This is a genomic window from Porphyrobacter sp. TH134, from assembly GCF_002855495.1.
GTDB lineage: Bacteria > Pseudomonadota > Alphaproteobacteria > Sphingomonadales > Sphingomonadaceae > Erythrobacter.
In genome coordinates, this window is sequence record NZ_PKRO01000015.1 from 1 (window position 1) to 26675 (window position 26675).

A 26675-nucleotide genomic window follows, 5' to 3' on the forward strand; every position below is an offset into this window, starting at 1 on the left:
CATGCTCCCCGCCCCTGAAATCATCGCACGGTCACAACGAGACACCTCGTAACACTGGGTGTCGCCTTAGCTCGTAACACTGGGTGTCCATTGACACACGCCCGACGTTGATCTTGCGCCGGGCGAATATGGCTTCCTGTTCGCGCTGGTGGGTGGGGCGGGTCCGGGCCTGTCAGGCGGGGTTGCAGGCGCGCGCGTGTTCGACTTCACGGTTAAGTGAGGCCGGGCGCTGGCGTCTATTCCAGCCCCAGCGCGGGCAGGTTCATCGTTGCCGCATTATAGCTCGCCTCGGCCAGCCGCCCGGCCAGATCGGCGCGGATCGCGCTGATCTGGGCATTGGCGGCGGTTTCTTCGCGCACGTTGACGAGGAAGAAATCGCCCGCCCCCAACCGGAACCGGGTGCGTTCGGCCTGCACCATCTGGCTCGCCTGCTTGACTTCGGCATCGGCCAGATTGGCGAGTTTCAGCGCGGCGTTGAGGTTGGCGAGGATGTTGCTCACCTCGGTCGAGATCTGGTCGGCGATGCGGCGCTGGCGCAGTTCGGTCTCGCGCAGTTCGGCCTCGGCCCGCTGCACTGCGCCGCGCGCTGTGCGGCGTTGCAGGGGGACGCTGAAGGTCAGGCCGACAACCGTATCGGTTGAATCGAAGCCCGGCCCGCCCGGCCCGATCTGGCCGAAATCACGCGACAATTCGACACTGGCATCGAGCGAGGGTTCCAGATCATTGCGGCGCAGCGCCACCCGGTTGTTGGCGCGTTCCAGCGCCAGCTTGAAGGTCTGGAGCTCCGGACGGCTCTGGATCACTTCGCTCATCGGTGTTGCGACCAGTTGTTCGACCGGGGCGATGTCCTTCATCCGCGACAGATCGGGCAGCATTTCGCGGGTCGGGATCACCATCTGCCCATCACTGCCGCGCAGGTAAAAGCCCAGGCTGTTGGCAGCGGTCAGGAAATTGCGCTTGGCCTCCTCCAGCAAGGAACGGCGACGCAGCAGGTTCTGTTCGTTTTCGGTCAGCGCAATGCGCGCGCGGGCGCCTTCGTTGACTTCGCGGGTGAGGCCGATCTGGCGCGCTTCCGCGATTTCCAGCAGTTCTTCGAAGACCCGGATTTCCTCGCCCGCTGCGACCCAGCGCCAATAGGCGCGCAAGGCTTCGTGCTGGACGTTCAACTGCACCAGCAGCACATCGAGCTGCGCCTGACTGGCCGCCAACCGGGTGTCTTCAATGGCAAAGCGGCGGCTGTCGATGTCGCGGTTGCGCAGCAACGAAAACAGCGCGCCGACCTTCACTTCGCCAAGCTGGTTGGTGTAATCGTAGTTTTCGTAAGTCGGGAAGGTGCCGTTGGAGACGCGGTACGAGCCAAACACCTCTGCGCCGTAAGGCCGCAAGGGCTGGCGCGCTTCGACCTTGCCGAAACCGCCGGAATAAAAGCCGGTGAGGCGATCATAATATTCGCCCTTCAGCATCAGATCGAAGGCCCCGTCGGCCGTCAGCTGATCGGACCGCGCGGCAGCTTCGCGTTCGAAGGCTTCAAGAATCGACGGGAAGGTCAGCGCCGAGCTGCGCAGTACTTCGCTGGGCAGCAGGGGCCCGCTTTTCAGCGCGACGTCCAGCGGATCGCCGACCGGCGCGATCACCTGCGCCTCTGCTGGCACCGGCGCAAGCGCCAGCAGCGCTGCGGCCGCGAGGGCAGCGGGGCCGAGCACGGCGCTCAGCGGCATCAGGGCACGTCTTGGCCGCATCCTCAGTTCGCCGACCCACTGGCTTGCGGGGCTGGCAGTTCCGGCGGGAAGTTGTTGAGCTGACGCCAGATTTCGTAGCCCACCGGCACGGTTTCCAGCAGCACCCAGGCCTGAACCACGGCGCCAAAGCGCACATAGCGTTCTTCGGGCCAGGCCTGGCCATCGCTGCGATCCTCGGCAATCAGCACCCGGAAGCGGCCATTGATCTGGGCCGACTGGTCGACCGCAATCACCTGACCCCCGAAGGTGCCGACCGCGACCGAGGGCCAGCCGGAAAACTGCACCGCAGGCCAGCCTTCAAACTGGATGCGGGTTTTGTCGCCGGGCCGCACCAGCGCCACATCGCGCCCGTCGATAAAGACTTCGACCACACGCTTGGCCCCATCGGGCACGAAGGTCGCCAGCACATCGCCCGCGTTGATATAGGTCGCCGCGTCGCCCGCATTCAGGCTTTGGATAAAGCCATCGCGCGGCGCGCGCACGATCTGTTCGGATTGGCGCGCAATGTTGGTATCAGCGCGGTTGAGATCGGCCTGCGCAGCGGCCACGCGGCCCTGCATGTCGGCAACCTTGATCTGCGCCAATTCGTAATCGCGCCGCGCGGCAAGGCCGGCTTCGAACAATTCGCGCGACCGGCGTTCGTCAATCTGCGCGGTGGCGAGCGCCGATTGGGCGGCCTGCAATTGCAGCTCCATCTGTCCGCGTTCGGCTTGCAAGCGATCAAGCAACTGCGGGTCGATATCGGCAATGCGGACGATCGGATCGCCTTTCTTCACGCTGCTGCCATCGCGCACGTACCACTCCTCGATCCGGCCCGGCACCAGCGCGTTGATATCCTGCTTGCGTTCATTGGGGCTCAGCGTTGTCACCACCCCGCGCCCCGATGTGGTCTGAACCCACGGAACATAGATCAGGAAGGCGATCACGATGATGATCGCAGTCAGCAGGATGATGAACACGGCCCGCATCACCTTGGGCGTCTTGATCGACGCCAGCGTGGTGAAATGCGCCATGTCTTCCTTGAGGGTTGCCATGCTTATGCACCCCCATTGATGGTTGGCGCGCCGGTGAAGGCCGCCGGGCGGTTCATGGCGGCGCAGAACGTTTCAAAATTGTCGAAATAACGTTGCTGGTGGGCTTCGAGGTACAAAAACCGGTCGAAGCCAAGATCAATCCGGCGGTTGGAGAAATAGATCACGGTCGAATAGGCCTGTTGGCGCAGTTCGGTAACGGCGCGGGCGATGGGTTCGGGATCGATCAGGTCGAACAGGCGGCTGAGCACCAGAATCCGCGGACGCTCCAGCAGCGCGTTGGCCAGCTTCAATTGCTGCAACTCCACCGCTGACAGCGGATAACCGGTTGCCGCCAGCGGGGTATCGAGCCCCTTGTCGAGCGTGGAGATCATGTCGGCCAATCCCACGGTTTCCAGCGCGCCGATCATCCGCTGCTGCGCGGTATCGGGGCACGACAGCGCCAGATATTCGCGGATTGTCATTTCGACGATGCTGGGCCGGTCGAGCACATGCACGTTCTTGCGCAAATGGTGCGGTTCGATCGCGTTCATGTCGATTCCGCCCAGTGTTGCCAGGCCTGTCTGGGGCAGGGCGTGGAGTTTGAGCAGGTTGGTGAACAAGCGCTGCACGCCGTGCTGGCTGGCCGCAGCCATGATGATCGCGCCCGAGGGAATCTCCAGGTCGAACTGCACCTCCTCGTTGCGTGCCGGCCCGCGCACGCCCTTCATGACGATGGCGTGATCCGGCCCGTCGAACGGGTCTGCCCCCTTGGGCTGTTCCTGTTCGACATCATAGAACTGCGAGATTTCCTCAACCGCAGCGAACAGATCATAGAAATAGCCCAGATAGCTGCCGAGCTGCGCCACGCCAAAGAAGGCTGCCGACAGCACCAGCTCGGCTGCGACGAGCTGGCCGAGGGTCAACTGGTTCTGGATCACCAGCCAGCCGCCCAGCCCCAGCAGCGCCGCGCTGGCGGCAGCATACATCAGCAAGAAGGCGATCGTCTGCGAAAACAGGTGGCGGAAGTGGCGTTTGCGCTGGTGGATATAGGTGCGGGTGTAATCATCGGTCTTGTCGAGCGCGTAATCGATGCGGCGCTGCGATTTGAAAAAGCCGTTGGATCCGCCAATCGTCTCCAGCCAGGCCGCCGTGCCGTGCTTGGCATGGCTGAGATCGATCCCGGTGCGCAGCGCGCGGCTGCCCCATGTCAGCCACACCGCCCAGATCAGCACGATCATCACCAGCGTGAAACCGAGGAAGTAGGGATGATACAGCGAGACCAGCACAAACCCGACCGCAATCTGGAGCAGGGTGGTAAAGCCGCCGATGAACAGGATCGGGATTGCGGTCTGGACATAGACCACGTCGAAATAGCGGTTGAACAGCGCGCCTTTTTTGGCGTCGTTGAAGAACGGATTTTGGGCATAGACCGAAATCAGCGAGATTTCGGCGACCATCCGGGCATAAAACCGCCGCGCGAAGATCTCCATCAGGTGAACGCGCAAGGCATAAAGCAGGCTGGAGATGACCAACAGGCCAAACAAGGTCAGCGACAGCATCACCAACGGCGCGGTTAGCGCGGTGTTGGCGATGGTGTTGATCAGCATCTGCACCGAAATCGGCGTTGCCAGCGACAAGAGGCTGATGCCGACGCCATAGACCGCGGCCAGCCAGTAGAAATTCGCTTCGGGCTTCAGGATGTCGAAGAAAATCCTGAAGAATTTCGCCAGCGAAATCTGGGAGCCGTAATGTTGGCCTTCACCTGCCATGGCAGCCTTTCGTGTTCAAATCCGGTGTTGATGCGAATGCATGACGCGCAAAAACCGCTCGCCGGACTGCAAGTGCATCCTATGCAACATTTCCATGCCGCAAGCGATCAATCATTCAGCACGCCAGCGGTTCCGGCGGTGGCGAAATGCTGCAACTTCCTTTAGATATGAAGCTGTTGATGGCTATTGAGAGGCAATGTCGCGTTGGGGGTGCGCATAACGCGCCAAGCTTGCGGTTAGCTGAACCAAAGCCGATGAAGCGATGATGATGGCGGGACAGAATACCAATGCAGACAGCGCTTCGGCCCCGCCGCAGCAGCAGCTGCTGCTGCTGGTGGGCGGCGGCCATGCGCATGTCGCGGTGCTGGCCGACTGGATCGCGCAGGGTGTTCCGCGCGCCCTTCGCGCGGTGCTGATCACCCCGGAGCCGACCTTGCGCTATTCCGGCATGGTGCCGGGCTGGTTGGCCGGGCAGCATGGGCGCGATGACGGGCTGGTTGACCTTGCCGCGCTGGCAGCGCGGGCGGGGGTGGAACTGATCCTCGACCGCTGCACCGGCCTTGATCCTGATGCGCGCGTGGTGACGACTGCCAGCGGCGCGCACATCACCTTCGGCATCGCATCCTTTGACACCGGCGGCGAAGGGCGGGCGGCCTTGCTGCTGGGCGATGATCCGCGCCTGACCGATGTCCGCCCGATTGGCGCTTTTGCCGATCGGCTGGCGACCTGTCCTGTGCCTGCGCGCGTGGTGGTGGCAGGCGGCGGCGCTGGGGGGGTGGAACTAGCCTTTGCCATGCGCAATCTCGCCCGCGCCGTTGCGGCGCCGCAGGTTACGCTGGCTGCGGGTGTCGGCGGCATTCTTCCCGGTTTTGCCCACGGTGTGCAGGCCCGCGCCGCGGCGGCTCTGGCGCGGCAGGGGATCGCGGTGGTGGACGCTGATGCGCGGTTTCAGAACGGCGCGATCATGGCGGGCGGGCAGAGCCTCGAACCGGTTGACTGCATCATCGCTGCCACCGGCAGCGCCGCGCCGGGCTGGGTGCGGGCGAGCGGGCTGGCGAGCGATGCCGCAGGCTTTATCGCAGTGGACGCGCACCAGCGTTCCGTCTCGCATCCGCATGTTTTCGCCGCAGGCGATATTGCCGCGCGGATCGACCGTCCGCTCGCGCATTCGGGCGTCCATGCGGTGTTTGCCGGCCCGGTTCTGGCCGCCAATCTGCGCAGCATCGCCGCGGGCAAGCCGCCGACGCGCAGCTATCGCCCGCGCTGGAACAGCCTTTACCTCATGAACACCGGCGACGGCCGCGCGATTGCAAGCTATGGCCCGCTCAGCGCCGAGGGTCGCTGGGTGCTTGCCCTCAAGCACCGGATCGACAAAGGCTGGATCGCCAAATACGCACGTCTTGTCAAAGAGCGCACCGCCGCCCGGCCACCTGAGCCCCCGCACCTGAGCTAAAGCATCAGGCAGGAGATATTGTGAAGAAGCTTGCCATCCTTGCTGCCCTGGCCGCCGTTGTTGCGGCCTATTTCGCCTTCGATCTGGGGCAATATCTGACCCTTGCCGGGATCAAGGGCGCAGTGGCCGAGTGGGAGGCGTTCTATGCCGAAAACCCCGTAGCGGTCATCGCCGCGTTCTTTGCCGCCTATGTTGCGGTAACGGCAGCATCATTGCCGGGCGCCGCGATCATGACGCTGGCAGCCGGTGCGTTGTTCGGGCTGGTGACAGGCACGATCCTTGTCTCCTTCGCGTCAACGCTGGGGGCAACGCTGGCGTTCCTCTCATCACGCTATGTGCTGCGCGACAGTATCGAGGCGCGGTTTGGCGAGCGGCTCAAGGCGATCAACGCCGGGGTCGAGCGCGACGGGGCGTTTTATCTGTTCAGCTTGCGGATGATCCCGGCGTTCCCGTTCTTCGTCGTCAATCTGGTGATGGGCCTGACCCGCATCCGCGTGGCGACCTATGTCTGGGTCAGCCAGCTGGGGATGCTGCTGGGCACAGCGGTCTATGTGAATGCGGGTACGCAGCTCGCCCGGATCGAGAGCCTTTCGGGCATCGCCTCGCCGGGCGTGCTGGGCAGCTTCGTCCTGCTGGGCATTGCGCCCTGGCTGGCCAAACTGGTGATCGGCGTGGTGCAGCGCCGCAAGGTCTATGCGGGGTTCAAGCGGCCCAAGCAGTTCGACCGCAATCTGGTGGTGATCGGCGCGGGTTCGGCAGGGCTGGTGAGCGCGCTGATCGCCGCGACGGTCAAGGCCAAGGTCACGCTGGTTGAGGCCAACGAAATGGGCGGCGATTGCCTCAACACCGGCTGCGTACCCAGCAAGGCGCTGATCAAGAGCGCCAAGGTCGCGGCGATGATGCGTCACGCCGACCGCTATGGGTTGACGGCGTCAGAGCCGCAGGTGCCGTTCCGCGCCGTGATAGCCCGCGTGCTGGACGCGGTGAAGACCATCGAGCCGCACGATTCTGTCGAACGCTACGAGGGTCTCGGCGTCGATGTGGTCAAGGGCTATGCCAAGATCATTGACCCGTGGACGGTCGCAATCGCCCGAAATGATGGCGGCACGCAGCGCCTCACCACCCGCAGCATCGTGATCGCCAGCGGGGCGGAGCCGGTCGTCCCGCCGATCCCGGGCATCGAGGGCAGCGGCTACCTCACCAGCGAGACCATGTGGGATGCCTTTGCGCAGATGGACGCGGCCCCGGCGCGGGTCGCGGTGCTGGGCGGCGGGCCGATCGGGTGCGAACTGGCGCAGGCGCTGGCGCGGCTGGGATCGCAGGTAACGCAGGTTGAGATGGCCGAGGCGCTGTTGGGGCGCGAGGATGCGGATGTTTCGGCATTGGCAAAGGCGGTGCTGGAAAGTGACGGGGTCACAGTCCTCACCGGCCACAAGGCGGTGCGGATCGACGGGCGCACACTGATTGCAGAGGCAGGCGGGCAGGAAGTGCGCGTGCCGTTTGACGTGCTGCTGGTCGCGGTCGGGCGCAAGGCGCGGCTCACCGGCTTCGGGCTGGAGGATATCGGCGTCGACACCGCCAAGACCGTGGTCACCGACGAATTTCTCGCGACCAAGTTCCCCAATATCTTCGCGGCGGGCGATGTGGCCGGTCCCTACCAGTTCACCCACACCGCCAGCCATCAGGCGTGGTATGCCAGCGTCAACGCGCTGTTCGGTACCTTCCGCAAGTTCAAGGCCGATTACCGCGTCATCCCCGCCGTCACCTTCCTCGATCCCGAATTCGCCCGCGTCGGCCTGAACGAACGCGAAGCGGCCGAGCAGGGCATTGCGGTCGAAGTCACCCGCTACGACTTGGACGATCTCGACCGCGCGATTGCCGAGAGCGAGACCAAGGGCTTCGTGAAAATCCTCACCCCGGCGGGCGGCAAGGACACGGTGCTGGGCGCGACCATAGTCGGTGCCCACGCGGGCGAATTGCTCGCCGAATATGTGCTGGCGATGAAGCACGGGATCGGGCTCAACAAGATCCTCGGCACAATCCATGCCTATCCCACCATGGTGGAAGCCAACAAGTTTGCCGCCGGCAACTGGAAGAAGGCGCACAAGCCCGAAGGCCTGCTCCGCTGGGTCGAGCGCTATCACACCTGGATGCGGGGCTAGACCGCGTGGAATTGTTCGACCAATTGCGCGGGATGATCGGCATTGCGGTGCTGATCGGCATCGCCTGGGCCATCAGTGAGAACCGCACCCGCCACCCCGGTTGGCGCTGGCTACTTGGCGCGCTCGCCTTGCAAGGCCTGTTGGCGGTGCTGATCGTGCGGGTGCCGATCGTCTGGCAGGCGGTCGGCCTCGTCAACAACGCGGTCAGCGCGGTCGAGGCAGCGACGCTCAAGGGCTCGTCCTATATGTTCGGCTATCTCGGCGGGGCAGAACTGCCCTTCGCGCTGAAAGAGGGCGCGCAGCCGCCGCTGGTGATCGCCTTCCAGATCCTGCCGCTGGTGATCGTGTTTTCGGCGCTGTCCGCGCTGCTGTGGCACTGGGGCGTGCTGCGGTGGCTGGTCAATGGCCTCTCGTTCTTGCTGCGCCGCTCGCTCGGCGTGTCGGGACCGGTCGGGCTGGCGGGCGGGGCGGCGCTGTTCCTGGGCGTGGTCGAAACACCGCTGGTCACCCGCGCGTACTTTGCGAGGGTCAGCCGGAGCGAGCTGTTCCAGCTGATGGTGCTGGCGATGGCGACGATCAGCGGCGCGCTGCTGGTGCTTTATGCGACCACCTTGCGTGCGGTCGTGCCGGACGCGGTCGGCCACATGATCGCCGCCTCGCTGGTCTCGATCCCCGCCGCGCTGCTGATTGCGCGGCTGATGGTTCCGGCCAGCGCCGATGACAGCGCCACCGAGATTGACAAGGAAGACCCCGGCCTGCGCTACGAATCCAGCATCGATGCGATCGTCAAGGGCACGATGGACGGGATGCAGCTGTTCCTCAGCGTCATTGCGGTGATCATCACGGTATTCGCGCTGGTTGCGCTGGTGGACGGGATGCTGGCGGCGCTGCCGCTGATCGATGGCGCGCCGCTCAGCCTCAAGCGCTTGCTGGGCTGGGCGCTGGCGCCGCTGATGTGGTTGCTGGGCGTGCCGTGGGGCGAGGCGCAGGCGGCGGGGGGATTGATGGGCACCAAGGCGGTGCTCAACGAATATGTCGCCTATCTTGAACTTGCCGCGCTGCCGGATGGCGCTTTGGGGCCGAGGGCAACGCTGATCGTCACCTATGCCCTGTGCGGCGTCGCCAACCTCGCCAGCGTCGGCCTGCTGGTTTCGACCATCGGGACGCTTTGCCCTGAACGCCGGGCCGAGGCAGCGGGGATGGGGATGAAAAGCTGGATCGCGGGCAATCTTGCCAGCGGCATGACGGGGGCGTGGATCGGGTTGGTGACCTTTGCTTGACGCGCGCCTGCGCCCGCTGATCGATCCGCCGCTGAACCGCGCAGGGCTGCTGCTGGCGGGCCTTGGCGTTACCGCGAACGCGCTGACCTTTACCGGCCTTGCGATCGGGCTGGCGGGGGCGGCGGCCATCGCGGCAGGGCACATCGGCTGGGGCCTTGCCCTCATCATCGCCAACCGCCTCACCGATGGGCTCGACGGGGCGGTGGCGCGGGCGCGGGGGCCGTCGGACCTTGGCGGCTATTTCGATATCGTCGCCGACTTCGCCTTCTACGTCAGCATTCCCGTGGGCTTTGGCCTGCTGGCGCCTGCCAACCTGCTACCCGCGCTGGTGCTGACAGCCAGCTTCGTGCTGACCGGGGTGAGCTTTCTTGCCTTTGCTGTGATCGCGGGCAAGCGCGGGGCCGAGACGCAGGCCCACGGCAAGAAGAGCTTCTTCTATTCCACGGGATTGGCCGAAGGGGCAGAGACCATCGCGGTGTTTATCGCGATGTGCATCTGGCCCGCGTGGTTCCCGCTGCTCGCCTTCGCCTATGCCGGGCTATGCACGGCGACCATTATCCAGCGCAGCGCGATGGCTGTGGCGGCGTTCCGCGATTAACGGCTCGCCGCGCCCAGCAAGGCCTCGGTGCGGGCACGCAGTTCGATGATGCGGGCCGTATTGGCGCCAAGATCGCTGATCCCCACGCGGCTCACCGAACGAAAGTCGATCTGGCTGTCACCCACGCGCGCCACCACATCATCCTTGAACCCGAACCAGAAGGTTTCGGCGACCGCTTCGACCATGCCGGTTTCAGGATTGGTGCGGATATCGGTGAGGCCCATCGCGCCCATCGCTGCGGCAATATCGGCGACCGCTTCGGCCTTGGTTGCGCCGCCCAGCGGCAGCGGGGCGGGGCGATCCTTGCGGTCGGTAATGATCTGCGCATGGGATTTGACCGCCAACTCAGGCGCTGTGCGGTCTTTGTACAATTCCAGCTGCCCCAGCGGGGCCTGGTAATCGCTCAGCGGATTGGCGCCGGCATCTGCGCGCGCTGCCATCGTTTCATCCGAAAACAGCGGCGGGTTGCCGGTGTCGGTGGCGATATCGTGGATCGGATTGTCCGCCGCCTTGCTGCGCGCGCCTGCGAACGCGGCAAAGCCTGCCGCGGGCAACACGAGGCCGAGGATCGCAATCGCCACCAGCCCGTTGCGCCGCGGCGCCGCGCGGTAGGCAAGCACCAGCGAGACCAATGCCACCAGCGCCGTCACGCCGAAAACGATCAATCCGCCGCTGAAGGTCAGCACCCCCAGACCGAATTTCCAATCCCAGATGCCGATTTTGGTGCCGAATGCGGCGATCGCAAAATAGGCGGGCATGAAAAGTAGCAGGGCGAGGATAAGCTTGGTGTGCTTGGGCAGGTTGGTCATCATGCGCAAATCATAGCGTCCGCACTGCGCATGGCAATCGTTGCGAGACTTGCGGAAACCGATTGCGCGGCTTAGCGTTAGGACGGTTACGGCTTTTGGGGAGCGAGCGCCGCGCTGGTGCGAGGTCTCGCTTTCCATGGCTGAAAATCTGGTTTATGCCTCGCGCGGATGCGGGAGGAACAAGTTGTTCAGAGGACAGACGACTATGAAGCGTAATTTCCTGATGGGTGCGGCCGCACTGGCGAGCCTCGCTACTCTTTCGGCCTGTGGTGGCGGTGCGGGCAGCGATGCCAATGCCCCGGCGCCGGCCGCAACCGAAGCTGCTCCGGCAGCTGCTGAAACCCCGGCTGCTGCCGAAACACCGGCTGATGCCGCTGCTGCCGGCGGCAAGCTGGAATATGCCAGCTTCACCGGCGATGCTGCCTCGGGCGAAAAAGTGTTCGCGGCATGCCGCACCTGCCACGTGTTTGACGAAGGCGTAAATCGCGTCGGCCCGTCGCTCTACAAGATCGTCGGCCGCAAGTCGGGCTCGGTCCCGGGCTTTGCTTACTCGGACGCCAACAAGGGCAGCGGCGTGACCTGGACCCCGGACGTGCTCTTCGAATACCTCGAAGATCCCAAGGGCTTCATGCCCGGCACCAAGATGGCCTTCCCGGGCGTCAAGGACGCGCAGAAGCGCGCTGACCTGGTGGCCTATCTGGAAGCCCAGTCGAAGTAATTTCACGCCTTCGGGTGGAAATGATGGGGCGGCGCGGGACACTGCGCCGCCCTTTTTCGTGGGCAGTTCGAAGCCGGTTGGCCCGCTGTCAAATCCCCGCCAGACTGTGCTGGATCCCGATCAGGCAGCGCCTAGGTCACGCTGCGAGCAAGCTTTCGTCAGCCGGGCAGTGCTGACGCAGATAATCCTCATGCGACGGCAGTTGCGCGACGGCGCGGCTGATAAGGATGCGCAGATTGGTGAGGAATTCGCCAAGCTGTTGCGGTGCCACCGAATCGGCCATCGGATCGTAATCGGCCGGCATGATCCCCTGGCCCAGCATCACCTGCACCCAGCTCGCATCGCGGAACAGATCATCGGGATCACGCCCGACGCGGCCCGCCGCAGCGAACAGTTCCAGCTTGTGGGACAGGCTGTCAGGCACCGCCATGTGCTTGCAATAACGCCAGAATTCCGAATCGTCCCGATCCGTGCGGTGGTAGTGCAGGATCAGGAAATCGCGGATCTGCGCAAACTCGGCAGCGCAGCGGCGGTTGTATTCGTCGCGCAGCGCGGCCGGGTTGCCGGCGCGCGGGAACAGCTGGATCAAGCGGCTGATATGCGACTGGATCAGGTGAATGCTGGTCGATTCGAGCGGTTCGAGAAATCCGCTCGACAGCCCGATGGCGACGCAATTCTGCGCCCAAAACGCCGCCCGCCGCCCGGTGGTAAACCGGATCGGGCGCGGATCGCCAAGCGCCTTTGTGTCCAAGCCTTTAAGCAGCACATCGGCGGCCGCGTCGTCGCTTGTGAAGCCGCTGGAATAGACATGACCGTTGCCCGTGCGATGCTGCAAGGGGATGCGCCATTGCCATCCCGCCGCCTTCGCAGTGGCGCGGGTGTAGGGGACCAGTGTCGGCAGCCGCTCGCTTGGCACCGCCAGTGCGCGGTCGCACGGCAGCCAGCGCGACCAGTCTTCGTAACCCACACCCAATTCGCCGCCCAGCAAGAGCGAGCGAAAGCCGGTGCAATCAATGAAAAAATCCCCCGCAACCCGCGTGCCATCGGCCAAGCCGATGGCCGTGATGTCGCCGGATTCGCCTTGACGTTCAACGCTTTGGACAATCCCTTCGGTGCGCGTGACCCCGCGCGCTTCGCTGTAGGCCCGCAGGAACAGGGCATAGCGGCTGGCATCGAAATGGTAGGCATAGGCCAGCCCTGTCATCGCGGTGTTGCCCACGCGGTCCAGCTTGCCGAACCGTGCCTGATCGGCGGCCTGCTGGTGCAGCGAATAGTCCCACAACCCCTTGGGATCGGGCACGGCCTGCCCGCTCACACTGCGGCGCCAATAGTGGTGGAAGGCGACATTGCCGAGGTTCATGCCGGTGTCGCCAAAGGTGTGAAGATAGCGGCTGCCCTGCCTGCCCCAGTCCACGAATTCGATCCCCAGCTTGAAGGTGCCAGAGGTCGCCCGCAGAAACTCATGCTCGTCGATGCCGAGGATCGCATTCAATCGGATGATCTGCGGGATCGTGGCCTCACCCACGCCGACGGTACCGATCGCTTCGCTTTCGACCAGTTCGATTGTCAGCCGCTCACCCAGCAGCCGGGAAAAGGCGGCCGCGGCAATCCAGCCTGCGGTTCCGCCGCCCACGATAACGAGTTTTGTGATCCCCGGTTGCATCATCCTGTCCCTATTGCTGTCATGCCGCCGCCGGGCGGAAAAAGGCGTTGATGGTCAGCCGTCCGGCCAATGGATCGGCGCTTAATGGCGCGGTATTGTCGATCACCCCGCTGTGCAGGATGTTGCCGCGATAGAATACCGCACTGTTGAATGTGCCGACAACGGCATGAGTTTGCTCGAAATGCGGGCCGCCATCGGTGGGATAGGCTGCTGGGGGCAGGCCTGCGCGGCCGACCTCGGCCTGTACGGCAGCAGCATAGCGCGGGTAATCCGCCGCGGTGAGGGCCTCAAGCCCCGTCGCGCGGTGCCGGTAAAACGCCGTGCCGCCGCCTTGTCGGGACTGCGGCCCGGGCCGGTGCAGGTACAGCATCATCGCGATTTGCGCAGGATCGGTCCCATCGACATGCGGCAGCCGCTGGATCGGAGCCAGATCGGCGGGCCGGGTGGTGACCAGCGAAAACCATGCCTGCATCTCCCACGGACGGCCCAGCGGGCCGAACCACTGATCGAGCCGCGGGGCCAGACAATCCAGCCATGCCCGGCATACCGCCGGTTCAAGCGGCGCGCGCACCCCCGGATAATGCGGCGTAAGTTTTGCAAAATTTTGCAAACTAGCTTGCAAAATGACATCCTCAGGCGCTTTGAGAAAGCCGCTTATGTGTACAAGAATATGATTTAAAACTGAAAAATGCTCAATGCGCGGCTGTGACAGCGAAATTGCCCAAGGGTGAGGGGCGCCGAGGGTGGCTGAGGCGGGCGTTGTGGTCACCCACTGAACCTAACAAACTCTGCCACCTGGTCAAAGTGCAATGACCAAATCTATGAGATTGCGATAAAATATTAGATATCCGCGCCGTTTTTCCGGCCGCGACTGCGCCTTTGCCATATGGTGCGCGATGCTCCGGCGTGGCGAGTGCCTGCACTGTGTCAATCTGGCAACAATCGGGCAAAAGCTCATCCCATTGAGCGACCTGAGGGCGCTGAGAAAGGCGCGCAAACATCCGATAATAAATCGAAAAATAGGAAATCTTCCAGCCTTGGCCGCTTTGCGCATTTGGTCATTTACCTGAGGTTCATGTTGGAGTATGAAAAAAACTGCAAAAGCGAACGGTCAACGTCGCTTGCGGGAGGGGACTTCTGATGAAAACGAATGGGATCAATGCAAGCGCGCGCCTGCTGTGCGGAGCGGCCACCTGTCTGGCACTTATTGTCACCGGCGCACCGGTCATGGCGCAGGAAGCGGACGCGCAGGCCGAAGAGCAGGCAGGCGCTGCGGCCGAAGGTGAGGGCGAAAACGCCATTGTTGTCACCGGCATCCGCCAGTCGATCCAGTCCTCGCTCGATGCCAAGCGCAACGCGACCTCGATTGTCGAAGTGATCACCGCCGAAGACCTCGGCCTGCTGCCCGACCAGTCGATCGCCGACTCGCTCGCGCGTTTGCCCGGCGTCACCGCCCAGCGGGTGCGTGGTCGCTCGCAGCAGATCTCGATCCGCGGCCTTGGTCCGGATTTCTCGCTTTCGCTGCTCAACGGCCGCGAGATCGTGTCGGCGGGCAACAACCGCGGGATCGAATTTGACCAGTTCCCGTCCGAGTTGATCGGTTCGGCCGTGGTCTACAAGACCGGCGACGCGCAGCTTGCCGCTATCGGAATTGCCGGCGCAGTCGACCTGCGGACCGTCAGGCCGCTCGATTCTGCCAAGCGCCAGATCACCGTTTCGGGCACCTACACGCTCAACGATCAAGGCTCGCTCAATCCCGATTTCGGGGCTGATGGCTATCGCTTCTTCGGCAGCTACATCGATCAGAACGCCGATGGCACGCTCGGCTGGTCGATCGGTGCGACTGTGCAATCGATCCCGACCCAGATCATCCAGCGCGAGCTGAAGACCAACAATGGCCAGATCGCGCGCACCGATGAAGGCGTGATTTTCCCGCGCGACAACCCGCGTCAGGGCTCGCAAAGCCGCAATTTCGAGCGCACCTCGGTGGCCGGATCGCTGCAATTCGAACCGACCGACCGCGTCTCGCTCACCATTGATTCCTTCTACACCCAGACGACCGATTCGGGCATCTTCCGCGGCACCGAAACGCCGATCGCTTCGTGGAGCTTCGATGGCGGCGCGCAGGTCGAGAATGTGACCGGGTCCGGTCCCTTCGCTGACAGCGCGACCTATTCCAACGTCTATCCGATCCTGCGCACCGACACCGAAGGCGCCGAATCCGAGATTTTCGCCATCGGCGGCAACTTCGAATGGAAGGCGACCGACAATCTCGGCTTCGTGGTCGATTACGGCTACTCGACGCTCAACCGCAATGATCGGGACTACGAATCCTACGCCAGCACCGGCCCCAACGGCAGCGGCCCGGCCGATACGCTGACCTTCAATTTCCCGGCTGACGGCCAATACACCATCGAAAGCCAGCTCGATTACACCGATGCCAGCAACCTGCTGCTGGTTGATCCGGGCGGCTGGGGTCAGGTCGGCTTCCTGCGCGTGCCGGAAACCAATGACGAGCTGCACCAGCTGCGGGCCGAAACCTATTGGGAATTCGACGGCGGGTTCATCGACCGGGTCACAGCCGGCTGGCTCTACTCCGACCGCACTAAGGATTTCGACAACAACGGCATCTTCCTGCGGGCGGGTAACGGCTTTGTCGGCGGCGCGCGGCCGATCCCGAACAATCTCATCATTGGTCAAAGCAATTCCAAGGGCATCGGCCTCGACATTCTGGCTTATGACCCCTCCACGCTGCTGACCGACGGCACCTATGTGCAGGAAGCCGCGACCGACGACACCGAATGGCTGGTCGAGGAGAAGATTCACAACTTCTACATCCAGGCCAATCTCGACGGCAATCTCGGCTCGGTGCCAGTGCGCGGCAATGTCGGCCTGCGCTATGTCGATACCTCGCAATCTTCAACCGGAACGCTTGGCGGCGGGGCCATCAATGAGGTCGACTTCAGCTACGACAACTGGTTGCCGAGTGCGAACCTCAGTTTCGAGGTGGCCGAGGATACCTTCATCCGCCTCGCCTATGCCAAGACGATCACCCGCGCGCGGCTCGATCAACTGGCGGCGAACCAGAACCTGACGTTCAATCCGCTGGTCTGCCGCGACACCAACGGCGATCAGGTGCCGGATTCGATCGTTCCCGGTTCCTTCAACCCGCCCGCCAACGTGTGCTTCAGCTTGAACGGCGGCAACCCGACCTTGCAGCCCTATCGCTCGACCTCCTACGACATCTCGTTCGAGCATTACTTCTCGCCCGGCACGGCGATCATTGTTGCCGCCTTCCACAAGGATCTGACGGACTGGGTGGTTAATCAGCCGGTCGTGTTCGATTTCACCCAGCAGATCGAGAATGCCGGTTTCGGCGCGATCCTTGATACCGCGCCGGAAATCGCAGTGGGTGCCTTCAACGGGCCGGTGAACTTTTCGGATGGCAAGATTACCGGGATCGAAGGCACGCTGCGCCTGAACTTCGGTGATTTTGTCGAAGCGCTCGATGGCTTTGGCGGGTTCTATTCGGTCACCTATGCGGATGCCGAGGTCACCCCGCCGGGCAATGCGCCGATCGATATCCCCGGTTATTCCGACCTCACCTGGTCGAGCGACATCTTCTACGAAAAGCACGGCTTCCGCGCCAAGCTGGCCGCGCGCTATCGCGGCGGGTTCCTGTCGGAAGTGCCGAATTTCTCGGGTGGCCTCGAAGGCGCTCAGGCGCGCAGCGAGACGATCCTCGATGCGCAGATCGGCTACACCTTCGAAAATGAAGGCAGCTTCCTCAACGGGGTGCAGATTCTCGCGGAAGTGTTCAACCTGACGGACCAGCCTTCCGTGACCGAAAACCCGCTGCGCAATGCCGCGGACACCGCCACGATCGGGGCCTTCGCGAGCCGTCATGAACTCTATGGCCGGACCTTCCAGTTCACGCTGCGCAAGAGCTTCTGAAGCCTACGCCCTCGGGTCGCATCGAGGGTTGCAGGAAGGGTCCGCCAGCCATGGCGGGCCCTTTCGCTTTTGAGGAGTGGCAGGCGGCGCGGCGAGAGGGCTCGCGCGGGGCTAGGTCCGGCCAGAGGCGGGTTAAACCCCGGCTAGGCCTGGCTTGCCCGACGTTCCACGTGAAACAATCAGGCGCTGATGGGGGGGGCAGCGCAGTGGCGGGCGACGAATTCGCCGTGGCTCGGCATGGCGGCCACCGCCTCGGCCATCGCCTGCCGGATCTGGGCGAGCCGTTCGGCCACCGGAACGCTGCCGCGCATTTCCGCCAACGCCGGGGCACGTTTGGGGACGATCCCCTGCCCCAGATAGACTGCAATCCAGCTGGGATTGGCAAACAGCTCGCGCTCGTCCGAGACCAGCATCCCGCCCTCGCGAAAATGGTCGATCTTGTATTGCAGGCTGTCGGGGATCGGCATGGCCGCGCAATAGCGCCACAGCTCGGAATCGTCCCGGGTGCTCGCCTTGTAATGCAGGATCAGGAAATCGCGGATGCGCTCGTATTCGAGGGCGGTCTGCGCATTATACTCGCGCGCCAGCAGCGGTGACATGGCGCTGTCGGGCAGCAAGGCGATCAGGCGCAGGATGCCATATTGGATAAGATGCAGACTGGTCGATTCCAGCGGCTCCATGAAGCCGGCTGACAGCCCGATGGCAACGCAATTGCGCTTCCAGAATTCGCGGCGTTTGCCGGTGACAAACCGCAGCGTGCGCGGGTCGGCCAACGCTTTGCCGTCGAGGTTTGCAAGCAAGGTGGCAGCGGCCTCATCTTCGGAAATGAACTGGCTGCAATGCACATAGCCATTGCCGGTGCGGTGCTGGAGCGGGATGCGCCATTGCCAACCCGCCGCGCGCGCTGTGGAACGGGTATAGGGGGTGAATTCGCCCCTCTCGCCCGCCCGTTCACTGGGCACGGCCACAGCGCGGTCACACGGCAGCCAGTGCTGCCAGTTGTCGTAACCTGCCTCCAGCGCCTCTTCGATGAGCAGGCCTCTGAAGCCGCTGCAATCGACGAAGAATTCGCCTGCGATCCGCGTGCCGTCATCCAGTGTGACCGCCGCGATGAACCCGTCCTCTGCGCGCGAGGCGACATCGACCACGCGGCCTTCCTTGCGCACCACGCCTCGGCTTTCGGCAAAGCGGCGCAGGAAGGCTGCATAGAGGCCGGCGTCGAAATGGTAGGCATAATCGAAGGTCGACTGGATCATTCGCCGGTCAGCAGCAGGGTGGCTGAACTTGCCCGCGCGTGCCATCGCCCAGCACATCGAGAAATCATCGATCGGGCCGTCAATCCGCCCCGCCAGATGTTCGTGCATCCAGTGGTGGTAGAAGGGAACACTGTCGAACTCTGCACCATACTGGCCAAAGGGATGGAAGTAGCGGTGCCCCAGTTCGCCCCAGTCGACGAACTCAATGCCGAGCTTGTACGACCCCTGCGTCTCGCGCACGAAAGTCGCCTCGTCGATGCCGAGCCGCTGGTTGAAGTGGCGGATCGGCGGGATAGTCGCCTCGCCCACGCCGACCGTGCCGATAGCCTCGCTCTCGATTAGCGTGATGGCGCAGGCGCTGCCCACCGCATGGGACAGCGCAGCCGCCGTCATCCATCCGGCACTACCGCCGCCGACGATGACGATGGATTTCAGCGGAGCAGGCTGGGTCATCCGCCGCAGCTTTCGCGGATCAGCAGGCTGGTTTCCAGCCGCTGCGAAATCGCCGGGCCGTCCCCCTTGTCCATCAGCTTCGACACCAGCATCCTTCCGGCAAGATTGGCGTCTTGATCGATGGTGGTCAGCTGCGGGGTGACAAGCCGCGCGGCGGGGATATTGTCATAACCGACCACCGAAACATCCTCCGGCACCCGCATTCCCGAACGCGTCAGCGCCCGGATCGCGCCGATGGCGATCAGGTCCGATGCAGCGAACACCGCGTCGAACCGCAAGCCCCGCGCAATCGCGCTGCGCACCGCGGCTTCGGCGGAATGGACTTCGAAATGGGCCGGCACGATCAGCTCGTCCTCAAGCGCGATCCCCGCCTGATTCAGCGCCTGCTTGTAGCCGCGAAAGCGCTGTTCGGCTTCGGGCGCTTCGGTATCGCCGAGAAACAGGATGCGGCGGCGACCAAGGCGCGCAAGGTGCGCGGTCGCCCGCCTGCCGCCCGCGACATTGTCCGATCCGATCACGCAATATTGCGCATCAGGAAACTCCGCGCCCCACACCACGAAGCGATTGTCGCGCGCGGCGAGCGCGTTGAATTCGTGGTGGAGCGAGCTTTGGCCGATGAAGATCACCCCGGTCGCGCGGCTGGTGCTCATCGCGTAATCGAGATCGAGGCCCGCGCGCGGGCTGAGATGGCTGATGATGAGGTCAGCGTTCCGTTCCCGCGCGGCTTCGGCAATGCCGGCCAGCAGTTCGAGGAAAAACGGGTCGGACACCCGGCTGTCGCGCGCCTGCGGGGCGGGGACGACCACCGCGATGGTCGCATCCGCGCCAATCGGCCCGCTCGGCATGGAGGCGCGAAACTCGTAATCATGCGCGCGGGCGATTTGCCAGATCTGCTGCTTGGTCCGGCGCTTGACTGAGGGGCTATCGTTCAGCGCGCGGCTGACCGTGGAGATCGATACCCCGGCCTCACGCGCGATATCCTCTAGCGTGGCGCTGCGCCGGGATGCGGGGGAGAGTGTATCGGTCATTCGTCCTCAGCTGCCCGCCACGACAGCCCAATAGCCGGTGCCGGGGGCGAGATCGTGCGGCAAGGCGGCGGCCGTGTCGACTGTGTTTTGGGTAGCGATCACACTCAGGCTGCCAAGTTCCGCCGCAGGGCTCCACCGGACAGGCGCTTCGCCGAGGTTGAAGACGCAGAGCACCGCGCCGCTTTCGTCCCGGCGCAGGAAGGCGAGGATGTCCTCAGGGCTGTCCAGCAGTTCGATATCGCCGTGCACCAGCGCCGGGTGGGTCCGCCGCAGGCGCAGCAGCTGGCGCGCGTAACCGAGGGTCGACGTCGGGTCCGACGCCTGACTGTCGACCGCAAAGCCGGTGTGAACCGGGTCCAGCTTGAGCCAGGTGCGGTTGGCGTTCGAAAACCCGGCTTGCGGCGCATTGGCCGACCACGGCATCGGCGTGCGCGCACCATCGCGGCCCAGGGTGTGCGGCCAGTTGGCGATGGCTTCGGGGTCTTGCAGGTCTTCAAAGGCGACCTCGCCCTGCGGCAGGCCCAGTTCCTCGCCCTGATAGATGATCGGATTGCCGCGCAAGGACAGCAGCAGCAGCAGGTTGAGCCGTGCCGCGCGCGCCATGTCGCCGTCCAGCGTCCAGCGCGTTACCGCGCGCGGCGCATCATGGTTTGAAAACGCCCACGAAGGCCAGCCTTCCCCCGGCTCTCCGCTCCACTGCGACAGGCTGGCGCGCACCAGCGGTGCGGTCAGGCGCGGGGCGTAGAGGAAGTCGAAATTGTACGCCGAGTCCAGCCGCTTGCCGCCTTCGGTGAAGGCCTTCATTTCCGCCAGCGGCTCCGGCCCGCCGACTTCGGCAACGGTGAAGCGGCCGGGGAATTCGTCAATGGTCGCGCGGATGCGTTCGAGGAAGCCGGTGATATCCGGGTGCGACTGGTTGTACTGCTTCAGCTGCATATCGAACGGGCGGGTCACCAGCTCCATCGGCGTGCCCGACGGCGGATTATCGCGCAGATCGGGGTCATGCATCGAGAAGTTGAGCGCATCCAATCGGAACCCGTCCACCCCCCGGCTAAGCCAGAACCGCGCCACATCCAGCAATGCATCCTGCACTTCGACATTATGGACGTTGAGGTCGGGCTGGCTGGTGAGGAAGTTGTGCAGGTAATACTGCTTCCTCGGCCCATCCCACTGCCACGCCGAGCCGCCGAACACCGACTGCCAGTTCGACGGCGGCGAGCCATCGGGCTTGGGATCGGCCCAGACATACCAGTCGGCCTTGGGATTGGTGCGATCGGCGCGGCTTTCCTGGAACCAGGCGTGCTCGTCCGATGTGTGCGAATAGACCTGATCGATAATGACCTTCAGCCCGAGGCTGTGCGCCTTGGCGATGATCCGGTCGAAATCGGCGAAGCTGCCGAAACTGGGATCAATCCCGCAGTAATCGGCCACGTCATAGCCGAAATCCTTCATCGGCGAGGTGAAGAAGGGCGAAATCCAGATGCCGTCCACGCCAAGGTCGGCGATGTAATCCAGCCCGTCGGCAATCCCGGCCAGATCGCCGATCCCGTCGCCGTTGGTATCGCGGAAAGAGCGCGGATAAATCTGGTAGATGACCGCGCCGCGCCACCACGCCTGAGAGGTTGTGGTAGCGGCCTCGGCAAGTACGGTGGCCATTAGTCGTCAGTCTCCAGAAGGCAGGCAGCAAAACCAAACGCCGGAAGCGTGATGGTGACAGAGCCAGGCGTGGCCAGCGCCGAGGGACATGGCCCGGTTAACGAGGTCACGCCGGTCGCCCGGTAGCTGACCTCCACGCCTTGCGAAAGTGGCATATCGCTGGTGTTGAACACCGTCAGAATGCGCTGTCCGGTTGCGGGATCGTGCCGTTCGACCGCGAGCAGGCCGGGCTTGGTTTCTTCAAAGGCGCGGATGGTGGAAAGCCCGCGCCGCAGGGCGGGGCTGGCGGAGCGCGCCTTGGCAAGATCGCCGATCAGGCGGTAGAGCGGGTGGGCGGTATCGAAGTTGCTCTGCGCGGTGGTGCTGCGGGTGCCGATCAAACGATTGTCGTTGTAAACCGCGACCTTGCTGGGGAACATGTCCTCGCGCGCCAGCTGGTCATTGCCGTCAGAGATGAACCCCTGTTCGTCCCCGTAATAAACCGTCGGCACGCCTCGCAGCAGGAACATCATCGCGTGCCCCAGCTTGACGCGGCTCATCAGCATGTCGGGATGGTCCGATCCGTTCATCGCCTGCACAAACATCGCAAAACGCCCGAAATCGTGGTTGCCGAGGAAGGTCGGCAGACCCAGCGCGGTTTTGGCCCCGCCGGGATAGATCGCGTCTTGCTGGAGAAACTCTGCCATCAGGCGCGGCGGCGACTTGCCGCTGGCAACCATCTGAGCGGCCTTGGCGAACCCCATGTCGAGCGCATAGGGCAACCCGCTTTCCGCCATCACCTGCGCAGCGAGGGTTGCGGTTGGTTCCTCGTAGGCGATCTCGCCGAAGATGTGGAAGTGATCGATCCCCTTGGCCTTGGCGCGCGCCAGCATGGCGGGGACGAAAGCCTGCCAGAATTGCGGGTTCACATGCTTGGCGGTGTCGATGCGGTAGCCATCGATCCCGTAATCATCGATCCACTGGCCGAAGATGTCGATCATGCCCTCGACGACGCGGGGATGTTCGGTCGCCAGATCATCCAGCCCCGAAAAATCGCCATAGACACTGCTCTCGCCGATCCAGTGCGAATTGCCGCGGTTGTGGTAAAGCGTCACATCATTGAGCCAGGCGGGCACTTTAACGTTTCGCTCGGCCTCGCTGACCACCGGGGTATAGGCGAAAGTCGGATCGGTCAGCTTGGCCCAGTTGGCGGGATCGGCGTTGTCGTCGCCTGCAAACCCGCTGTTGATCGGCGCGCCGTCGGGGCCGCCCTTGCGCGAGAAGGGATATTCACCTTTGCTGCGATAGGCATAGCCAGCCGTTTCGCCTTCGGCATAGTCGATCACATCGGCGGTGTGGTTGTTGATGATGTCCATATAGACCTTCATGCCGCGCGCATGGGCGGCATCGACGAAGGCCTTGAATTCGGCATTGGTCCCGAAATGCGGGTCGATCTGGGTGAAGTCGGTGACCCAATAGCCGTGATAGCCTGCGCTTTCCTGACCCGGCTTGCCTTGCACCGGCTTGTTCTTGAACACAGGCGCGAACCAAATCGCCGTGACGCCCATGCCCTGGATGTAATCGAGCCTGGCGGTCAGGCCCTTAAGATCGCCGCCGTGGTAGAAGCCTTTGTGAGTGGGGTCGAAGCCGTGATCGAAGGCGCCGCCGGCAATCCCGCCGCGGTCATTGCGCGGATCGCCGTTTTCAAAACGGTCCGGCAGGACGAAATAGATGATCTCGTCTTCAAGCTGGCGTTCTGAAATCGGCCCAGCTGTTGCCGCTGCCTCGGTGACCATAGGCCCCCCTGCCACAGCGGTGCTTGCCCATAGCGCAGCCGCGAGGCTCACGAAGATTCGCGTCATGACCCAACTCCCTCCGGCGATGTTTGTGACATCATGCAAAGCATTTTGCAAATCTTTGTGGAGTGCGGGCCAGTGGTAACCGGATTGCATCAAGCTGCAGAAAAAACGTGATAATTGGCGAATTTTTGCTAGAATGAGGGAGATTTTCTGCTGAACATTGGAAAGTTTCTTGCAAATTTTTGCAGGGCGTCCAGACTAAGCCTCGGCATTGTGGAGCATATGTCCGGGCGTCAGACCCGGAAAAGTTACGCCATGCCGGGAGCCGCGTCACGCCCGCCCGGGTAATGGCGCGGGGGAGAGGGATTATTCGGCCATGACGCAAAGCGTCCACAAGCCTGCGTTGAGCGCAGGCCAGATCTGGAACATGAGTTTCGGGTTCCTCGGAATCCAGATCGGTTTCGAGCTTCAGAACGGCAATGTCAGCCGCATCTTCCAGACACTGGGCGCGGATGTTGGCAGCCTGGCGATCCTGTGGATTGCCGCGCCGATGACCGGGCTGATCGTGCAGCCGATCATCGGGCATCTGTCGGACAAAACGTGGAACCCCCGGTTTGGCCGCCGTCGTCCGTATTTCCTTGTCGGTGCGCTGCTGGCCAGCCTTGCCTTGTTCGTCATGCCCAATGCGCCGGTGCTGTGGGTGGCGGCCGGGATGCTGTGGGTGATGGACGCCTCGCTCAACATCACGATGGAGCCGTTTCGCGCCTTTGTGGGCGATAATCTGCCCGATCGCCAGCGCACCATGGGCTATGCGATGCAGAGCTTCTTCATCGGCACCGGCGCGGTGCTGGCAGGCGCGTTGCCGTGGGTGATGACCAACTGGCTGGGCCTCAGCAATGTCGCGCCGGCAGGCGAGATCCCGGAAACGGTGCGCTGGGCCTTTTACATCGGCGGCGCAGCGCTGCTGGCGGCCGTCTGCTGGACGGTGTTTTCAACGAAGGAATATTCGCCGGAAGAACTCGCCCGGTTTGAAGCCGCGCGCGGGCAGGGCGCGGCGGTGAGGAGTGTCCGCATCCAGCGCAGCGCCGCGCAATTTCTCACGGGCGGGATGGTGTGGATCATGGCCGGCGCGGTGATCGCTGCGCTGGTCACAGCAGCGCGGGGGGAAGTGCGACCCGCTTTTCTTGGCACGATTGAGGTAGCGCAGGAGCTTTATGTCCTTGCCGCGCTCGTCGCCGGGTTTGGCGTCATCCAGCTGATCGCGGGTAGCCTGCGGCGGCAGGAGCGCGAAACAAGCGGCTTCATGGAGGTGGTGAGCGACCTGTTCGCTATGCCGCGCACCATGCGCCAGCTGGCGGTGGTGCAGTTCTTCAGCTGGTTCGCGATGTTCGCGCTGTGGATTTACGGCACGCCCGGCGTCACCGAATACCACTTCGGCGCGGCCGATGCTGCCAGCGCCGCCTATCAGGACGGGGCCGACTGGTGGAGCCTGATGGGATCGGTGCGCAACGGCCTTGCTGCCGCGGCCGCGCTCGGCTTTGTGATGGTGGCAGCCAAGATCGACCGCACGCGCCTGCACGCCATCAATCTGACGCTGGGTGCAGCGGGCTTTGCCGCGATGCTGCTGATCCGCGATCCGGCGCTGTTGTGGCTGCCGCAGATCGGCATCGGCATTGCCTGGGCTTCGATCGTGGCGCTCCCCTATGCGATCCTTGCGGGCTGCGTGCCGCCTGAAAAAATGGGCATTTACATGGGGGTGTTCAACATTTTCATCGTCGTTCCGCAATTGCTGGCAGCAACGTTGCTCGGCTTTCTCGTCACCAACCTGTTCGGGGGTGAGCCGATCTACGCGATGGCAATCGCGGCGGTCAGTTTCGTTCTGGCGGCTGCGGCCACTCTGCTGGTGAGCGATGGCGAGGCGGCGGGTGCTTCAGCGCTTCAGGCGGGAGAAGCATGATGCGGCTGGCTTTCGCCTTGCTGGCGGGCGCGCTTGCGGCGACCCCGGCGCTGGCCCAATCCTCGCCAGTCGCTCCCGACTACACCCCGCGCGACATGGTGCAGATCGAGAATGCCGAGTGGACGGCGGACGCGGTGCTGTACCAGCTCAACACGCGGCAGTTCACGCCTGAGGGCACCTTTGCCGCCGCGCAAAAGCAGTTGCCGCGTCTGGCGGCGATGGGGGTCGATATCATCTGGCTGATGCCGATCCACCCGATTGGCGCGGCAAACCGCAAGGGCAGTCTCGGCAGCCCCTATGCCGTGCGCGATTACCGCGCGGTCAATCCCGAATTCGGCACCGATGCCGAGTTCCGCGCCTTCGTGGACGAGGCGCACCGGCTGGAGCTGAAGGTAATCCTCGATTGGGTCGCCAACCATTCAGCCACGGACAATCCGCTGACCTTGAGCCACCCGGAGTGGTATACCCGCACGCCCGAAGGCGCGCTGATGTCGCCCGCTGGCACCGACTGGTCGGATGTGGCGGACTTCGATTACAGCCAGCCCGCCCTGCGCCAATACATGACCGAAAGCCTCGTCTATTGGGTGCGCGAATTCGGGATCGACGGGTATCGCGCGGACGTGGCGGGGTATGTTCCGACCGATTTCTGGGAGACCGCCCGCGCCGAGCTCAACAAGGTGAAGCCGGTCTTCATGCTCGCCGAATGGGAGCAGCGCGATCTCCACGCCCGCGCTTTCGATGCGACCTATGGCTGGGGCTGGAAGGAGGCGATGCAGCGCCTTGTGAAAGACGGCAGCGGGGCAGGGGCGATGCGCGGTTATTACGCCGGGCAGTCGGAAACCTGGCCTCATGCCGCGATGCGCATGGTCTATACCGAAAACCACGACCAGAATTCGTGGGACGGGGTGGCGAGCGAAATCTACGGCCCGGCTTACGAGGCTGCGATGGCGCTGTCCTTTACCGGCCTCGGCCTGCCGCTGATCTACAATGGGCAGGAGGCGGATAATGACCGGCAGCTCAAGTTCTTCGAGCGCGATCCGATCGTCTGGCGCGAGGGCAAGCACGCTGCGCTGATCGCCAAGCTGATCGCGCTCAAGACCGAAAGCCCCGCGCTCCACAACGGGCGCTTTGGCGCGCCGCTGGTGGAAGTGCCGACCAATGCGACCGCCGATGTCTTCGCCTTCACGCGCGGGGCTGCGGGCCAGCGGGTGTTTGCGGTGTTCAACCTCAGCCCCCGGCCGCAGCGGATCACCTTCGCGCAGGCCCGCCACCACGGCACCTATGCCGATGCATTAAGCGGCGAGAGCGCCCGCTTCGGTGGAGGCGAGATGCTCGATATCGCGCCGTGGGGCTACAGGATTTTCAAAGAGAGCAAGTGAGGCGGCACCG

General features: G+C 63.7%; 18 protein-coding genes. 8 read left to right on the forward strand and 10 right to left on the reverse strand.

The window, feature by feature from the left end:
• Positions 1–236: 236 nt before the first annotated feature.
• The 3 genes from C0V72_RS08365 to C0V72_RS08375 are packed head-to-tail and all read right to left on the reverse strand — an operon-like array spanning position 237 to position 4521.
• Entirely contained in the window at positions 237–1718 is a 1482-nt protein-coding gene (locus C0V72_RS08365; protein ID WP_101793482.1) for a TolC family protein, read from the reverse strand.
• A 23-nt stretch (positions 1719–1741) separates the two neighbouring features.
• On the reverse strand, positions 1742–2773 hold the full coding sequence (locus tag C0V72_RS08370) for an HlyD family secretion protein (RefSeq protein ID WP_172438963.1): 1032 nt from the start codon (positions 2771–2773) through the stop codon (positions 1742–1744).
• 2 nt (positions 2774–2775) lie between these two features.
• Positions 2776–4521 carry an ABC transporter ATP-binding protein gene (locus C0V72_RS08375; protein WP_101793488.1) on the reverse strand — a complete coding sequence of 582 codons (1746 nt, stop codon included), beginning with the start codon at positions 4519–4521 and terminating at the stop codon, positions 2776–2778.
• Between the two features lie 268 nt (positions 4522–4789).
• Between C0V72_RS08375 and C0V72_RS08380 the strand changes: the two genes are divergently transcribed.
• The 4 genes from C0V72_RS08380 to C0V72_RS08395 are packed head-to-tail and all read left to right on the forward strand — an operon-like array spanning position 4790 to position 10014.
• The gene (locus C0V72_RS08380) at positions 4790–5974 is read left to right on the forward strand and encodes an FAD-dependent oxidoreductase (protein ID WP_233999850.1); all 1185 of its coding nucleotides are present in this window, start codon (positions 4790–4792) and stop codon (positions 5972–5974) included.
• A gap of 20 nt (positions 5975–5994) precedes the next feature.
• Positions 5995–8136 carry an FAD-dependent oxidoreductase gene (locus C0V72_RS08385; protein WP_101793494.1) on the forward strand — a complete coding sequence of 714 codons (2142 nt, stop codon included), beginning with the start codon at positions 5995–5997 and terminating at the stop codon, positions 8134–8136.
• A gap of 5 nt (positions 8137–8141) precedes the next feature.
• Positions 8142–9416, forward strand: coding sequence for a NupC/NupG family nucleoside CNT transporter (locus C0V72_RS08390; RefSeq protein ID WP_101793497.1), 1275 nt, complete (start codon positions 8142–8144; stop codon positions 9414–9416).
• The gene (locus C0V72_RS08395; protein WP_101793500.1) at positions 9409–10014 is read left to right on the forward strand and encodes a CDP-alcohol phosphatidyltransferase family protein; all 606 of its coding nucleotides are present in this window, start codon (positions 9409–9411) and stop codon (positions 10012–10014) included. Before C0V72_RS08390 ends, C0V72_RS08395 begins: the two co-directional genes overlap by 8 nt.
• On the opposite strand, the gene C0V72_RS08400 is transcribed toward C0V72_RS08395, so the two are convergent.
• The gene (locus tag C0V72_RS08400; protein ID WP_101793612.1) at positions 10011–10823 is read right to left on the reverse strand and encodes a DUF1499 domain-containing protein; all 813 of its coding nucleotides are present in this window, start codon (positions 10821–10823) and stop codon (positions 10011–10013) included. The two genes, C0V72_RS08395 and C0V72_RS08400, sit on opposite strands and share 4 nt — an antisense overlap.
• A gap of 205 nt (positions 10824–11028) precedes the next feature.
• On the opposite strand from C0V72_RS08400, the gene C0V72_RS08405 reads away from it, so the two are divergent.
• On the forward strand, positions 11029–11541 hold the full coding sequence (locus C0V72_RS08405) for a c-type cytochrome (RefSeq protein ID WP_233999851.1): 513 nt from the start codon (positions 11029–11031) through the stop codon (positions 11539–11541).
• 136 nt (positions 11542–11677) lie between these two features.
• Here C0V72_RS08405 and C0V72_RS08410 read toward each other — a convergent pair whose 3' ends face one another.
• Positions 11678–13204 (reverse strand): tryptophan halogenase family protein, encoded by a 1527-nt coding sequence (locus C0V72_RS08410; protein WP_101793618.1) that lies wholly within the window; start codon positions 13202–13204, stop codon positions 11678–11680.
• A 19-nt stretch (positions 13205–13223) separates the two neighbouring features.
• Complete coding sequence (locus C0V72_RS08415; RefSeq protein ID WP_324761531.1) at positions 13224–13922, reverse strand: DUF6445 family protein; 699 nt, start codon at positions 13920–13922, stop codon at positions 13224–13226.
• Between the two features lie 422 nt (positions 13923–14344).
• Here C0V72_RS08415 and C0V72_RS08420 point away from each other — a divergent pair, with 422 nt between their 5' ends.
• Positions 14345–17158 carry a TonB-dependent receptor gene (locus C0V72_RS08420; RefSeq protein ID WP_101793503.1) on the forward strand — a complete coding sequence of 938 codons (2814 nt, stop codon included), beginning with the start codon at positions 14345–14347 and terminating at the stop codon, positions 17156–17158.
• A 179-nt stretch (positions 17159–17337) separates the two neighbouring features.
• On the opposite strand, the gene C0V72_RS08425 is transcribed toward C0V72_RS08420, so the two are convergent.
• From C0V72_RS08425 to C0V72_RS08440, 4 genes are read right to left on the reverse strand one after another with little or no spacing between them, the layout of a single operon-like run.
• The gene (locus C0V72_RS08425; RefSeq protein WP_101793506.1) at positions 17338–18867 is read right to left on the reverse strand and encodes a tryptophan halogenase family protein; all 1530 of its coding nucleotides are present in this window, start codon (positions 18865–18867) and stop codon (positions 17338–17340) included.
• A complete protein-coding gene (locus C0V72_RS08430; protein WP_101793509.1) occupies positions 18864–19895 on the reverse strand; it encodes a LacI family DNA-binding transcriptional regulator in 1032 nt (343 codons plus the stop codon). The genes C0V72_RS08425 and C0V72_RS08430 overlap by 4 nt, the downstream gene beginning before the upstream one ends.
• A 6-nt stretch (positions 19896–19901) precedes the next feature.
• The gene (locus C0V72_RS08435; RefSeq protein ID WP_101793512.1) at positions 19902–21551 is read right to left on the reverse strand and encodes an alpha-glucosidase; all 1650 of its coding nucleotides are present in this window, start codon (positions 21549–21551) and stop codon (positions 19902–19904) included.
• Positions 21551–23392, reverse strand: a complete 1842-nt coding sequence (locus C0V72_RS08440; protein WP_101793515.1) for an alpha-amylase family glycosyl hydrolase — start codon at positions 23390–23392, stop codon at positions 21551–21553. Before C0V72_RS08440 ends, C0V72_RS08435 begins: the two co-directional genes overlap by 1 nt.
• A 313-nt stretch (positions 23393–23705) precedes the next feature.
• Between C0V72_RS08440 and C0V72_RS08445 the strand changes: the two genes are divergently transcribed.
• Positions 23706–25286 (forward strand): MFS transporter, encoded by a 1581-nt coding sequence (locus C0V72_RS08445; protein ID WP_101793517.1) that lies wholly within the window; start codon positions 23706–23708, stop codon positions 25284–25286.
• A complete protein-coding gene (locus C0V72_RS08450) occupies positions 25283–26665 on the forward strand; it encodes an alpha-amylase family glycosyl hydrolase (protein WP_233999853.1) in 1383 nt (460 codons plus the stop codon). Before C0V72_RS08445 ends, C0V72_RS08450 begins: the two co-directional genes overlap by 4 nt.
• The last annotated feature ends 10 nt before the right edge of the window (positions 26666–26675 follow it).